This is a genomic window from Brachybacterium saurashtrense, assembly GCF_003355475.1.
In the GTDB taxonomy this organism is placed as follows: Bacteria; Actinomycetota; Actinomycetes; order Actinomycetales; family Dermabacteraceae; genus Brachybacterium; species Brachybacterium saurashtrense.
Genome location: NZ_CP031356.1, coordinates 1,548,111 through 1,560,774 on the forward strand (window position 1 = coordinate 1,548,111; position 12,664 = coordinate 1,560,774).

Consider the following 12,664-nt stretch of genomic DNA (forward strand, 5'->3'; position numbering starts at 1 on the left):
ATCGATGCGTCCTGGGCGGGAGCCGCCGTCCCCGTGGGGACGGCGGCCTCTCGCATCAGCCGCGGACGATCTGCTCCTGCTCGATCTTGTCGGCGTCCAGGCGGCCGGACACGTCGTTGCGCGCCTCGCCATCGCCCTTCCCGGCCAGGAAGTCCTGCTTCACCTGGTCCAGCAGGGTCGAGAGCTCCTCCTCCGTGGAGGACTCGAACTTGCCGGAGGTGCGGATCGCCTCGAGGACGCCGCCGTTGTGGCGCAGGTGCTCGAGCAGCTGGGACTCGAAGGCGCGGACGTCCTCGACCTCGATGTCGTCGAACTTGCCCTTGGTGCCGGCCCAGATGGAGACGACCTGCTCCTCCATCGGGAACGGGGTGTTCTGCGGCTGCTTGAGCAGCTCCATCAGGCGGGCGCCGCGGTTGAGCTGCTGCTTCGAGGCGGCGTCCAGGTCCGAGGCGAACATCGCGAAGGCCTCGAGGTCGCGGAACTGCGCCAGGTCGATCTTCAGCGTGCCGGAGACGGCCTTCATCGCCTTGGTCTGCGCGGAGCCGCCCACACGGGAGACCGAGACGCCGACGTCGACCGCCGGGCGCTGGTTCGCGTTGAACAGGTCCGACTGCAGGAAGCACTGGCCGTCGGTGATCGAGATGACGTTGGTGGGGATGTACGCCGAGACGTCGTTCGCCTTGGTCTCAATGATCGGCAGGCCGGTCATCGAGCCGCCGCCCATCTCGTCGCTGAGCTTCGCGCAGCGCTCGAGCAGGCGGGAGTGCAGGTAGAAGACGTCGCCCGGGTAGGCCTCACGGCCCGGCGGACGGCGCAGCAGCAGCGACACGGCGCGGTAGGCCTCGGCCTGCTTCGACAGGTCGTCGAAGATGATCAGCACGTGCTTGCCCTCGTACATCCAGTGCTGGCCGATGGCCGAGCCGGTGTAGGGGGCGATGTACTTGAAGCCGGCCGGGTCGGAGGCCGGGGCGGCGACGATGGTGGTGTACTCCATCGCCCCGTTCTCCTCGAGGGTCGCGCGCACGGAGGCGATCGTCGAACCCTTCTGGCCCACGGCGACGTAGATGCAGCGCACCTGCTTGTCCGGGTCGCCGGACTCCCAGTTGGCCTTCTGGTTCAGGATCGTGTCGATGCCGATCGTGGTCTTGCCGGTCTGGCGGTCGCCGATGATCAGCTGGCGCTGACCGCGGCCGATCGGGGTCATCGCGTCGATCGCCTTGAGCCCGGTCTGCATCGGCTCCTTGACGGCCTTGCGCTGCATGACGCCGGGCGCCTGCAGCTCCAGGGCGCGGCGGCCGACGGTCTCGATCGAGCCGAGGCCGTCGATCGGGGCGCCGGTGGGGTCCACCACGCGACCCAGGTAGCCGTCGCCGACGGGGACGGAGAGGACCTGGCCGGTGCGACGCACCTGCTGGCCCTCCTCGATGCCGGAAAACTCGCCGAGGACGACCACGCCGACCTCGCGCAGCTCGAGGTTCAGGGCGAGGCCGAGGGTGCCGTCCTCGAAGCTGACGAGCTCGTTGGCCATGACGTTCGGGAGGCCCTCGACGCGCGCGATGCCGTCGGCGGCCTCGCTGACGCGGCCGATCTCCTCGCGCTCGGTGGCGCCTGCCTGATAGGTGGACACCGCGGTGTCCAGGGCGTTCCGGATCTCCTCCGGGCTGATCGTGAGCTCCGCCATCTGCTGCTTCGCTTCCTCTCGGTCTCCCCGTGCCGGGGATGGTCTGGTCAGTGCTGGGGACGCCGTGGCGTCGGAGTGAATCAGGCCACGAGCTGCGACCGGGCTCGGGAGAGCCGGGCCAGCACGGTGGCGTCGTAGAGGTCGTCGCCGACCTGGATCCGGAGCCCGCCCACGACCTCGGGATCGATCTGGAGGTTCAGCTGGATCTCCCGGCCGTAGATCCCGGCGAGGACCGCGCCCAGGCGGCTCTGCTGGGAGTCGTTCAGCGGAACGGCGCTGGAGACGGCGGCGACGGCTCGCCGGCGACGGTCGGAGGCGAAGCGGGCGAACTCCTCGACACGACGGGCCGGCTTGGCCTCGGTGCGGCGCCCGACGGCGCGGGATGCGAGAGCGGCCGTGAGGCGGTGGACACGCCCCTCCAGCAGACGCCCCAGGAGAGCGGCCCGCTCCGCGGGACGCTCCCGGGCGCCGTCGAGGGCGCCGGTGAGATCACCGCTGCCGTCGATCAGCTGCGAGACCTCGAACAGCTCGGTCTCGACCTGCTCGAGGACGCCCTCTGCCCGCGCCTGGTCCAGCAGCGCCGAGACGCCGAGCAGCTCGAGGGCATCGAGGATGTCCTCCTGCTCCGACCAGCGCCGCCGCACGACCTCGAGAGTGGTCTCGAGGGTGCGCGGGCTGACGCGGCTCGACAGCAGCGCGCGCACGGCCGCCTCCTTGACCTCGGCCGGGCGGCCGGGATCGGAGAGCGTGCGCACCAGCTGGTTGCTGGAGTCGATGGCGTCCGCCACCGAGAACAGCTCCTGGGCCTCGGGCTCCCGCGCGCTCGAGTCCGCCGCGTGGGCGGCCTCGACCTGGCGGAGCACCTCGGCGAAGGAGGTGGAGGAGGTTCCTCGCATCACGGTTCCTTATCGGGTGGTGGCCTGGCTCGACTCGAGGTCGTCCAGGAACCGGTCGATCACACGGCGGGAGCGCTCGTCGTCGGCGAGAGACTCCCCGACGATCTTGGAGGCGAGCTCGCTCGCGAGCGTGCCCACCTCGCCCCGCAGCTCGGTCGAGGCGGCGACGCGCTCGGCGTGCAGCTGCTGACGACCCGAGGCGAGCAGGCGCTCGTTCTCGGACTCGGCGCGGGTCCGGGCCTCGTCGACGATCTTCTGGCCGTCGGTGCGGGCCTTCTCACGGATGGACGCCGCCTCCTGGCGGGCCGCCGCGAGCTCCTGCTCCTGATCGGCCTTGAGCTGGTCGACCTGCTCCTGGACCTTCTCCGCGTTGCGCAGACCGCCCTCGATCTTCTCCGCACGCTCGTCCAGCACGGCGTTCAGCCGCGGCAGCACGAACTTCAGGAAGACCACCGCGAAGATGATCAGGAAGGCGAGCGACCAGATGATCTCCGACGGCAGCGGAACGAGGAGGCGCCAGCTCGGGACTGACTGTTCTCCTTCGGCAAGAATCATGGGGATGAGCCTCAGCCGAAGAGCAGACCGGTGACGATCGCCAGCAGGGTGAGGATCTCGGTGAAGGCGATGCCGATGAACATGGTGGACTGGAGCTGGCCGCGCAGCTCGGGCTGACGCGCGGTGGCCTCAGCGGTCTTGCCGACGATGATGCCGATGCCGATGCCCGGGCCGATCGCCGCGAGACCGTAGCCGACCGATGCGACGTTGCCGCTGAGCTCAGAGAGAATCATCGGGTCCACAGGGGTTTCCTTTCGTTGTGCCGCCCGGTCGGGCGACGGACAGGGGTGATGTCAGGGGTAGGGAGTGTCTGGGGTGCAGGTCAGTGCTCGTCCGAGGTGGCCATCTGGATGTACACCGCGGCGAGGATCGTGAAGATGAAGGCCTGCAGGGCGGCGACGAAGATCTCGAAGCCGTAGATGCCGATCGCCAGCGCACCGGCGAAGGGGGAGACCGCGACCAGCCAGCTGCCCGAGAGCAGGAGGCCCTGGGTGAGGCCGATGAAGACCACCAGCATGATGTGGCCGGCGACCATGTTCGCGAGCAGTCGGATCGTCAGCGAGGCCCAGCGGATGAGGACCACCTGCAGGAACTCGATCGGGACGAGCAGCAGGTAGATCGGCTTGGGCAGCCCGGGCGGGGCGGTCTCGTGCTTGAGGTAGCCGGCGATGCCGTGCTTCTTCACGCCTGCGCTCACGTAGACCACGAAGGTCCACAGGGCCACCAGCAACGGCAGGCCGATCACCGAGGTGCCGGCCAGGTTCAGCCCGGGCACCACACCGGCGAGGTTCATCGCCAGCAGGAAGAAGAACACGGTGATGAGGAAGGGGGCGAAACGCTTGCCCTCGCGCATCCCCAGCGTGTTCTTGATGATGGTGCCGTTGACGAACTCGATGAGCAGCTCGACGATGCTCTGGCCGCGACCGGGCACGAGCTTCGCGCGGGAGGCGAGCACGCACATCACGATCAGCACGACCGCCAGCACGATGAGGCGCACCAGCTGCACGCGGTTGAACTCGAACCATGTCCCGTCGAACAGGATCGCGTCGGGGAAGAACTCGTCGAGCGTGGGGATGTGGAAGAGCGAGTCCCCTTCGGCGTACAGCGTGGGGCTGAGGTCTGCGGTGTTCAGCGCGATCTCCCGTGGTCGTGTGGTCCGGCGGCGTCGCGCCGGCCATGGCCGTATGACTCGATCGTCTCCGACCCGGGTGCGGCCACCGTGCGTACGGCGATGGACGCTGGGCGTTCCGGGTGGTCGATCAGTGGTCGAGCTCCTCGCGGTATTGCACCGTGATCAGCGGTCGAGCACCTCCGGAAGCATAACAGAGACTCACCTGCCGGCCTCGGGATCACGGGGCTCGCGGGAGTCCTCCACCGGGGCCACCTCGAGGGGCTGGCGGGTCCTCATCAGCACCGTGGCCTCCACCAGCATCGCCGAGACCGCGCCGACCAGCAGTGCCAGCCCGATCCAGGTGCTGGACAGCGCCGGGTGGTCCCGCACTGCGAGTAGGATCAGGATCACAGCGAACATCTTGACGGCCCAGGAGCCGAGCACCGTCGCGGCCATCGAGATCGGGGTCATGCGCGGGCCGAGGAAGGCGATCGCCACCGAGGGCAGCACGACGATCAGGGTGAGCCCGGTGCCCAGCAGCGCGCCGCCGAACGCCGCCGCCTCGGGGCGGGAGGCCGCGACGACGAGCACGATGGCGTCCAGCACCAGTCCCACGGCCGCGGCCAGCAGCGTGGCGCGCTGCATGGTGCGGTCCCCCGCGCTGCGGGGGCGCGGGGCGGGAGCGCCGTCGACGGAGCCGGTGTTCTCAGGGTGTGCGGGCATCGGAGTCCTTCCGGGGGCGGCGGGGGCGCCATCTGAGCGGGTCGAAGGTGAGCAGCACGGCGATCATGAGGCCGAGCGCCCAGCAGGCGTAGACCGTCCGCAGGGGCAGCACGAGGGGCAGCAGGAGGCCCACCGAGATGACGACGGTCCAGGTGTACATGATCAGCACCGCGGTGCGCTTGGAGTGGCCCAGGCTGAGCAGGCGGTGGTGGAGGTGGGCCTTGTCGGCGTGGAACGGGGACCGCCCGGAGCCGATGCGCCGGAGCACGGCGAGCCCGAAGTCGAGGAAGGGCACGATCATCACGCCGATCGGCAGCAGGATCGGCAGGAACTGCCCGAAGAAGTCCGCCCCGGAGAGCCGGGCGGGATCCACCTGCCCGGTCACGGCGATGGTGCTCGCGGCGAGCATGAGGCCCAGCAGCATGGAGCCGGAGTCCCCCATGAAGATCCGGGCGCGGGTGAGGTTGTGCGGCAGGAAGCCCAGACAGGCGCCGATCAGCACGGCGGTCAGCAGCGCGGCGAGGGAGGAGTAGTCGTCCGCCGAGGCGTCGCGGGTGAGCAGGTAGGCGTAGAGGAAGAAGGCGGAGCCGCCGATGGCCATCACCCCGGCGGCGAGGCCGTCCAGGCCGTCCACGAAGTTCACCGCGTTCATGCTCACCACCACCACCAGCACGGTGAGGATCAGCGCGGTGCGGCCCGAGAGCACGGTCACGCCGTTGATCGGGAGGGTCACCAGGCTCACCCCCTGCCAGGCCAGCAGCAGCGCGGCGAGCACCTGGCCGGCGAGCTTGGTCACCCAGTCCAGGTCCCACTTGTCGTCGGCCGCGCCGAGCAGGCACACCAGACCGGCCGCGGCGAGGATCGCCCAGGGCTGCCGCGAATCGCGGAACAGGCCTTCGAGGAACGGGACGTTGCTGGCCACGAGCATCGCGCACAGCACTCCGGCGAACATCGCCAGTCCTCCCAGCCGCGGCGTGACCGCCTCGTGCACGTCGCGGTCCCGCACGGCCGTCATGGCGCCGAGCCGTCGGGCCAGCAGCCGCACCCCCGGGGTCACCAGGAAGGTGACGGCGGCGGCCAGCAGCAGGAGGAAGAGATAGATCCTCACCCGGGCGTGCTCTCCGCGCCGTCCTCCTGGGAAGCGCGGCGCGGCGCCTCGGCCGGGGCCTGCCCCGTCAGACCCGCCAGCGGGGTCTCGGCGGGCTGCGAGGCGTCGTCCTGGGCCGCGGCGGCGGGCTCGGGTTCGGCGGGGAGGTCGAGCACGGAGGTGGCGCCCGCCGCCTCCGCGCCGTCCGTCGCGGCGTCGGCGGGCGCGGGGACCGGGGCGGCCCCGGTCGCGGCGGGGTCCTCGTCCGCTGCGGCCTCGCCGCTGTGCTCCTGCGCCGCGTCGGCGTCCTCGGTGGTGGAGGTGGGCTCCGCGTCGTCGCCCTCGGCGTCGCCGCTCCCGGTCTCCTCGGGCTCGGGCTCCGGGGCGGTGAAGATGTCTCCCACCACCTCGATGATCTGCTCCTTGGTGATCGCGCCCTGGCGCACGATCTCCGCCGGGGTGACGGTGGTGTCCAGGATCGTGGAGCTCTCGCCGATGCGGGCGGGGCCGCCGTCGAGGTAGACCTCCACGGCGTCGCCCAGCTGGGTGGCGGCGTCCAGCACGCTCAGCGCCGCGGGCTTCCCGTGCCGGTTCGCGCTCGAGACCGCCAGCGGGCCGGTGCGGCGCAGCAGCTCGAGGGCGATCTCTTCCTCCGGCATGCGCAGGGCGACGGTGCCGCGGGTCTCCCCCAGGTCCCAGGTGAGGGAGGGCTGCGCCGTGAGGATCAGGGTGAGCGCGCCGGGCCAGAGCTCCTCGGCGAGGTCCTCGACGTAGTCGGGCAGGTTCGCGGCCAGGGCGAGCAGCACGGCGTGGTCGCCGATCAGGACGGGCGGCGGGGTGTCGCGGCCGCGCCCCTTCGCCTCCAGCAGCGCCTGGACGGCGTCCGGGGTGAAGGCGTCCGCACCGATGCCGTAGACGGTGTCCGTCGGCAGGACGATCAGGTCGCCGCTGCGGACGGCGTCGACGGCGGCGGCGAGGGCGGCCTCGCGGGACTCGGGGTTCTGGGTATCGTGCACGGTCACCGGGACAGTCTCTCACTTCCGTCGGTCTGTTCCCCGGGAGCGCGGCGCGCCACCAGGAATCGGTCGCGGCCGGTGAGGTCCGCCGCGGTGCTGAGCTGGTCGAATCCCCCGATCTCCGCGGCCGCTGCCCGCGTGGCGGGCCCCTGCACGTCGGCGTGCTCCATCACCAGCACGCCGCCGGGCCGCAGCAGCCGGCGCGCCCAGCCGATCACGGCGCGGGGCACGGCGAGGCCGTCCGCCCCGCCCCCGAACAGGGCACGGTGGGGATCGTGGTGGAACACCTCGGGGTCGCGGGGCACGGCCTCCGGGGGGATGTACGGCGGATTGGAGAGCACGGCGTCGACGGCGCCGAGCGCGTCGAGCTCCGGGACCGGACCGCCGAGATCCGCCGTCAGGACGCGGCCCCGGCCGGGGCCCGCCCGCTCGAGGTTCCGGGCGGTGAGCGCCGCGGCGGCCGGGTCGATCTCGACGGCCAGCACCCGGGCGCCCGGCAGCTCGTCGAGCACGGCGGCGCCCAGCGCGCCGCTGCCCGCACAGAGGTCGAGCACGGTGTCGAACGGTCCGGCGGCGTGCTCGCGCAGCAGGTCGAGGGCGAGCTCCGTCTCCGGGCGCGGGATGAACACCCCGGGCTCGAGGTCGAGCATCAGCCGGCGGAACGGGGCACGGCCCAGGATCAGCTGGAGCGGCTCGCGCCGCTCCCGCCGCGCGACGCCCTCCTCCAGCCGCTGCGCGAAGCCGACCGGCAGCTCGTCCAGCAGCACCAGCGGCCTCTCGGTGTCCGCGGCCCGGGCGATCAGCTCTCGGGCGTCGGCGCTCGGTGAGGGCACACCGGCCGCACCGAGACGCGCCGTGGTCTCCGCGAGGGCGCTGCGCAGCCGTGCCCGGGCCTCGTCGCCGACCGTCGGCATCGCGAGGACGTCCCGCTCCCCCGGCCTCGCATTGCCCGCCATCAGGCGTCCTCGCCGTCGTCGGTCGCGGCGGCACCGGCCTCGGCGAGCCGCGCGGCGCGCTCCGCCTCCTGGGAGCTGGCGATGAGGGCGTCGAGGTCCCCGGCGAGCACCTGGGCGAGGTTGCCCGCCTTGTAGCCGGTGCGGTGATCGGCGACGCGGGACTCGGGGAAGTTGTAGGTGCGGATGCGCTCGCTGCGATCCACGGTGCGCACCTGGGAGCGGCGGGCGGCGGAGGAGGCCGCCTCCTGCTCGGCGCGGCGGGCGTCCAGCAGCCGGGTGCGCAGGATCCGCAGGGCCTGCTCGCGGTTCTGCAGCTGACTCTTCTGATCCTGGCAGGAGACCACCACCCCGGTGGGCAGATGGGTGATGCGCACGGCGGAGTCGGTGGTGTTCACGCTCTGCCCGCCCGGCCCGCTGGAGCGGAACACGTCGATGCGCAGGTTCGCGGGGGCCATGGCCTCGGCGAGGAGCTCGGACTCGTCGGTCTCGTCGGCCTCGGGCAGCACCAGCACGCCCACGGCGGAGGTGTGGATGCGCCCCTGCGACTCGGTGACCGGGACCCGCTGCACCCGGTGCACCCCGGCCTCGTGCTTGAGGTGGGCGTACACCCCGGCGCCGGGGCCGGCAGCCCCGCGGGAGGCGATCGCCGCGGTGACGTCCCGGAGCCCGCCGAGGTCCGAGGGCGAGGAGGTGAGCACCTCCACCCGCCACCCGTTCGCCTCGGCGTAGGCGCGATACATGCGCAGCATCTCGGCGGCGAACAGCGCCGATTCCTCGCCGCCGGCGCCGGCCTTGATCTCGAGGATCACGTCGCGGGAGTCGTCCGGGTCGCGCGGGGCCAGCAGCTCCTCGAGCTGTTCGCGCTCGCTCTCGCGGCGCGCCTCGAGCTGCGCGGTCTCGGCGGTGAGCTCCTCGTCCCCCTCCCCGAGCTCCAGGAGCTCCAGGGCGGTCTCGAGGTCCGCGGTGGTGGCCGCGAGGCGATCGGCGGCCTCGATGACGGCCTCCAGCTCGGCGTAGCGGCGGCCCACACGGCGGGCACGGGAGGGGTCCTCGTGCAGGGAGGGATCGGCCATCGCCTCCTGCAGGCGCGCGTGCTCGGCCCGCAGCGGGGCCAGCCGGTCCTCGCCGTCTCCGCCGCGGCTCTCCTGGCCCGCCCGGCCCTCTGCGGTCTCAGCCACCGCCCCGCTCCCTCCGCTTCGGTCCTGCACAGACGACGACGCCGGCGCACGCCACGGGGCGTGCGCCGGCGTCGGAGATCGCCCTCAGGCTCTGATCAGGCGTTCTTCTTGCCGTAGCGGGCCTGGAAGCGGGCCACGCGGCCGCCGGTGTCCAGGATCTTCTGCTTGCCGGTGTAGAACGGGTGGCACGCGGAGCACACCTCGGTGCTGATGGCGCCGTCGGTCTTGGTGCTGCGGGTGGTGAACGAGTTGCCGCAGGTGCAGGTCACCTGGGTCTCGACGTATGCGGGGTGGATCTCGGCCTTCATGTCTCTCCTTGCTCGGGGTCGCTGGGTCGGCGCCCGGCCGGGCGCCGTGAACCAGAACCGACGTGCCATTGTGCCACGATCCCGGCGGCGCGGGCGAGGGCCGGGGATGCGTCGTGCGCCACGCCGGCGGCGGTCAGGTCGAGGCACGCACCTCGAGACGGTAGGGCACCGCGCGGTGGGCGCCTTCCCCGGAGAGCGGCACCGTGCCCGCCAACATCCCGGAGACCAGCTCCACGGTGCACGCGGCGACCTCCTCGATGTCGATGGCGAGGCTGGTGAGCTCGGGCGTGACCAGCGAGGCGATCTCGAGCCCGTCCACGCCCACCAGCCGCAGCCGCTCCGGCACCGGCACCTCGAGGGCGCGCAGGGCGCGCAGCAGGCGCACCGCGAGCTCGTCGTTGAAGGCGATCACCGCGTCCGCGCCGTCCGCGAGGATCTCCCGCAGCGCCTCCTCGTGGCCGCGGCGGGCATCGACCGCACGGATCGGCACCTCGCCCCCGGCGGCGAGGGGGGCGAGCGCGGCGGCGAGCACGCCGCTGCGGGAGGCGCTGCCGCGCACGGCGAGGTCCACCACCACCGGGCGTCGCACCCCGCGCTCGCGCAGATGGTCGGCGAGCTCCGCCGCCGCCTCCTGCCGGGCGATCTCCACCACGCCGCCGTCGGCGAGCTGCTCCGGGGTGCCGTCCAGCTGCACCACGGGCATGCCGCCCGCGCCGCGCAGAGCGGCGGTGAGCACGCCGTAGCCCACGAGCGCGTCGACCCGCCGGGCGAGGTCGGCGGCGACGGCGTCGGGGTCCGGTGCGTGCACCGCCTCGGCGAGCACCACGTTCCATCCGTGGGGGGCACAGGCCCGGACCACCGCGGCGCCGAGCTCCGCGAAGTAGGAGTTCGAGAGGTCCTCGACCACCAGCCCCACCGTGATCGGTCCCTGTTCGACCAGGCCGCGTCCGAACCGGGAGGGGCGATAGCTGAGCTCCTGGGCGGCGCGAAGCACCCGTTCACGGGTGGCCGCGCTGATGCCGGGCATGTCGTTCATCGCCCGCGAGACCGTCTGCCGGGAGACGCCGGCCCGCTCGGCGACGTCGACGATCGTGGCCCGGTGGTCCGCCCCGCTCATCGCGCCGGGGTGCGGAGGTCGAGCCAGGCCATCTCCTCCGGCGAGAGCTCCACGCCCAGGCCCAGGGTGGACGAGCGCATCTCGGCGATGCTGCGCGGGCCGAACAGCGGGAAGGTGGGGAAGGACTGATGGAGCACGAAGGCCAGCGCGATCGCCGTGGCGGGCACGCCGCGCTCGCGGCCGAGCTCCTCGGCGCGGGCGAGCCGCTCGAAGTTCTCGTCGCTGTAGTAGCAGCGCACCAGCTCGGCGTCCGAGCGGTCCTCGGGACGGGCGCGCCCCGTGAAGAAGCCGCGGGCCTGCGAGGACCACGGAAGCAGGGCGATGCCGCGCTCCTCGAACCAGGCCTTGGAGGCGGGATCGGTGGCGTGCACGCAGCCGGCCCACGGCACGTCCAGCGCCTCGGCGAGCCCGAAGTGGTTCGAGACGCCGGCGAACTCGGCGCGCCCGTTCGCCCGGGCATAGGCGTTGGCCTCGTCTACCCGCGCCGGGGTCCAGTTCGAGCCGCCGAAGGCGCGGATCCGCCCGGCCCGCAGGTGCTCGTCCATCGCGTCCACGAACTCTCCCACCGGCACCTCGGGATTGTCGCGGTGCATCATGTAGAGATCCGCGTAGTCGGTGCCCTGGCGCTCGAGGGACTCCTCGAGCTGGCGGGTGATCGACGCGGGGTCGCAGTGCGGGGTGTGCGCGCCCTTGGTGATGACGACGACGTCCTCGCGCACGCCGCGGTTGCGCACCCACTGGCCCAGCAGGCGCTCGATGTAGCCGCCGCCGTAGATGTAGGCGGTGTCGAAGGTGGTGCCGCCGATCTCGTAGAACGCGTCGAACATCGCCGAGGCGTGGGCGAGGTTCATCTGGTTGTCGCAGCCCATCACCAGGCGGGAGACGCGCTTGTCGATGCCGGGGAGGCTGCCGTAGGTCATCGCGGGGCCGGCCTGGACGGCGCCGGCGACCAGCGGCCTGCCCGTGAGGGTGGGGATCGGGGCGGTATCGACCTCGAAGGGGTAGCGCAGGCCCAGCTGCTCGCGCCAGGCGTCCAGGGCGCGGGCCTGCCCGAGGGAGTTCTCGGCGGTCAGCTCGGGCACCTCGCGGCCCTCGCGGGCGGCCTCGGCGAGGGCGTCCGCCTCGAGGGCGTACGCAGAGGCGGCGGGCACCTCGATCCGGCGGGGCTCCTCCCCCACCACGTCGAGCTCGATGACCTGCTGCTCCCCGAGGCCCCACGGATCGGCGAGGCGGATCACACCGCGGGAGCCGGTGAGCGTGGCGGACTGCGGATCGGCCAGGCGCACTCCGGTGCGCAGGCTCGCGGTGAGATCTCCGGCGAAGGTGAGCTCGGCGGTGGCCCACTCGTCCACGCCCGTCTCCCCCAGGGTGCCGCTGCCGCGCAGCGCCGTGGGCTCGGCGAAGGCCTTCCCCGCCACGGCCCCGGCGACGAAGCGGGCGAGGGAGAGCGGGTAGCAGCCCACATCGAGGATGCCGCCACCTGCGGTGGCGGTGTCGAACAGGCGACCCTCCCGACCACCGGTGTCGAAGGAGAAGGAGGCGTCGAGGTGGGTCACCTCGCCGATCGCTCCCTCCGCGACCAGCTCCAGCACCCGGCGGGTCTGCGGGTGGAAGCGGTACATGTAGGCCTCGAGCAGCGTGCGGCCCGTGCGCGCGGCGAGATCGAGGAGCGCCATCGTGGTGCCCGCGTTCGGGGTGAGCGGCTTCTCGCACAGCACGTGCTTGCCGGCCTCGAGCGCCTGCGCGGCGAGGCGGGCATGCCCGGTGTGGACGGTGGAGATGTAGACGGCGTCCACCTCCGGCGACGCGAGCACCTGGGCGTAGTCGCCCACGAGAGCGGGCCCGTCGAGCGCGAACTCGTCGGCGAAGGCGTGAGCGCGCTCCGAGGAGCTGCTTCCCACGGCCACCAGCACGCCGTCCTGGGAATCGGGCAGCTGGGAGGCGAAGCGGCGGGCGATGGAGCCGGGGCCCAGCACGGCCCAGCGGAACGGGGTGGAGGAAGTGCTCATGGAGACGTCGTCGTCCTTCTCGGAGGG

The 12,664-nt window shown here is 72.5% G+C and carries 13 protein-coding genes; all 13 read right to left on the reverse strand.

Translation table 11 applies throughout. The features are described 5' to 3' along the window. Nucleotides 1–55 precede the first annotated feature (55 nt). The gene (atpA, locus tag DWV08_RS07010) at nucleotides 56–1,681 is read right to left on the reverse strand and encodes a F0F1 ATP synthase subunit alpha (RefSeq protein WP_115413142.1); all 1,626 of its coding nucleotides are present in this window, start codon (nucleotides 1,679–1,681) and stop codon (nucleotides 56–58) included. A gap of 80 nt (nucleotides 1,682–1,761) precedes the next feature. Continuing rightward, on the reverse strand, nucleotides 1,762–2,577 hold the full coding sequence (locus tag DWV08_RS07015) for a F0F1 ATP synthase subunit delta (protein ID WP_115413143.1): 816 nt from the start codon (nucleotides 2,575–2,577) through the stop codon (nucleotides 1,762–1,764). 9 nt (nucleotides 2,578–2,586) lie between these two features. After that, nucleotides 2,587–3,132: a F0F1 ATP synthase subunit B gene (locus DWV08_RS07020; RefSeq protein WP_115413144.1), complete on the reverse strand. Its 546-nt coding sequence runs from the start codon at nucleotides 3,130–3,132 to the stop codon at nucleotides 2,587–2,589. An 11-nt stretch (nucleotides 3,133–3,143) separates the two neighbouring features. Beyond that, complete coding sequence (gene atpE, locus DWV08_RS07025) at nucleotides 3,144–3,374, reverse strand: ATP synthase F0 subunit C (protein WP_115413145.1); 231 nt, start codon at nucleotides 3,372–3,374, stop codon at nucleotides 3,144–3,146. Between the two features lie 80 nt (nucleotides 3,375–3,454). Continuing rightward, entirely contained in the window at nucleotides 3,455–4,138 is a 684-nt protein-coding gene (gene atpB / locus DWV08_RS07030) for a F0F1 ATP synthase subunit A (protein WP_241237363.1), read from the reverse strand. A gap of 324 nt (nucleotides 4,139–4,462) precedes the next feature. Beyond that, nucleotides 4,463–4,966: a Cg1360 family ATP-synthase-associated protein gene (locus tag DWV08_RS07035; protein WP_115413147.1), complete on the reverse strand. Its 504-nt coding sequence runs from the start codon at nucleotides 4,964–4,966 to the stop codon at nucleotides 4,463–4,465. Then, the gene (locus tag DWV08_RS07040) at nucleotides 4,950–6,074 is read right to left on the reverse strand and encodes an MraY family glycosyltransferase (protein WP_115413148.1); all 1,125 of its coding nucleotides are present in this window, start codon (nucleotides 6,072–6,074) and stop codon (nucleotides 4,950–4,952) included. The genes DWV08_RS07035 and DWV08_RS07040 overlap by 17 nt, the downstream gene beginning before the upstream one ends. After that, entirely contained in the window at nucleotides 6,071–7,075 is a 1,005-nt protein-coding gene (locus DWV08_RS07045) for an L-threonylcarbamoyladenylate synthase (protein WP_115413149.1), read from the reverse strand. Before DWV08_RS07045 ends, DWV08_RS07040 begins: the two co-directional genes overlap by 4 nt. Then, nucleotides 7,072–8,025, reverse strand: coding sequence for a N5-glutamine methyltransferase family protein (locus DWV08_RS07050; protein ID WP_241237362.1), 954 nt, complete (start codon nucleotides 8,023–8,025; stop codon nucleotides 7,072–7,074). Before DWV08_RS07050 ends, DWV08_RS07045 begins: the two co-directional genes overlap by 4 nt. Continuing rightward, nucleotides 8,025–9,203 (reverse strand): peptide chain release factor 1, encoded by a 1,179-nt coding sequence (prfA, locus tag DWV08_RS07055; protein WP_277601788.1) that lies wholly within the window; start codon nucleotides 9,201–9,203, stop codon nucleotides 8,025–8,027. Before prfA ends, DWV08_RS07050 begins: the two co-directional genes overlap by 1 nt. Before the next feature lie 95 nt (nucleotides 9,204–9,298). Beyond that, nucleotides 9,299–9,511 carry a 50S ribosomal protein L31 gene (rpmE, locus tag DWV08_RS07060; RefSeq protein WP_115413150.1) on the reverse strand — a complete coding sequence of 71 codons (213 nt, stop codon included), beginning with the start codon at nucleotides 9,509–9,511 and terminating at the stop codon, nucleotides 9,299–9,301. 133 nt (nucleotides 9,512–9,644) lie between these two features. Further along, entirely contained in the window at nucleotides 9,645–10,628 is a 984-nt protein-coding gene (locus tag DWV08_RS07065; RefSeq protein WP_115413151.1) for a LacI family DNA-binding transcriptional regulator, read from the reverse strand. After that, entirely contained in the window at nucleotides 10,625–12,637 is a 2,013-nt protein-coding gene (locus DWV08_RS07070) for an aldo/keto reductase (RefSeq protein ID WP_115413152.1), read from the reverse strand. Before DWV08_RS07070 ends, DWV08_RS07065 begins: the two co-directional genes overlap by 4 nt. Nucleotides 12,638–12,664 lie beyond the last annotated feature (27 nt).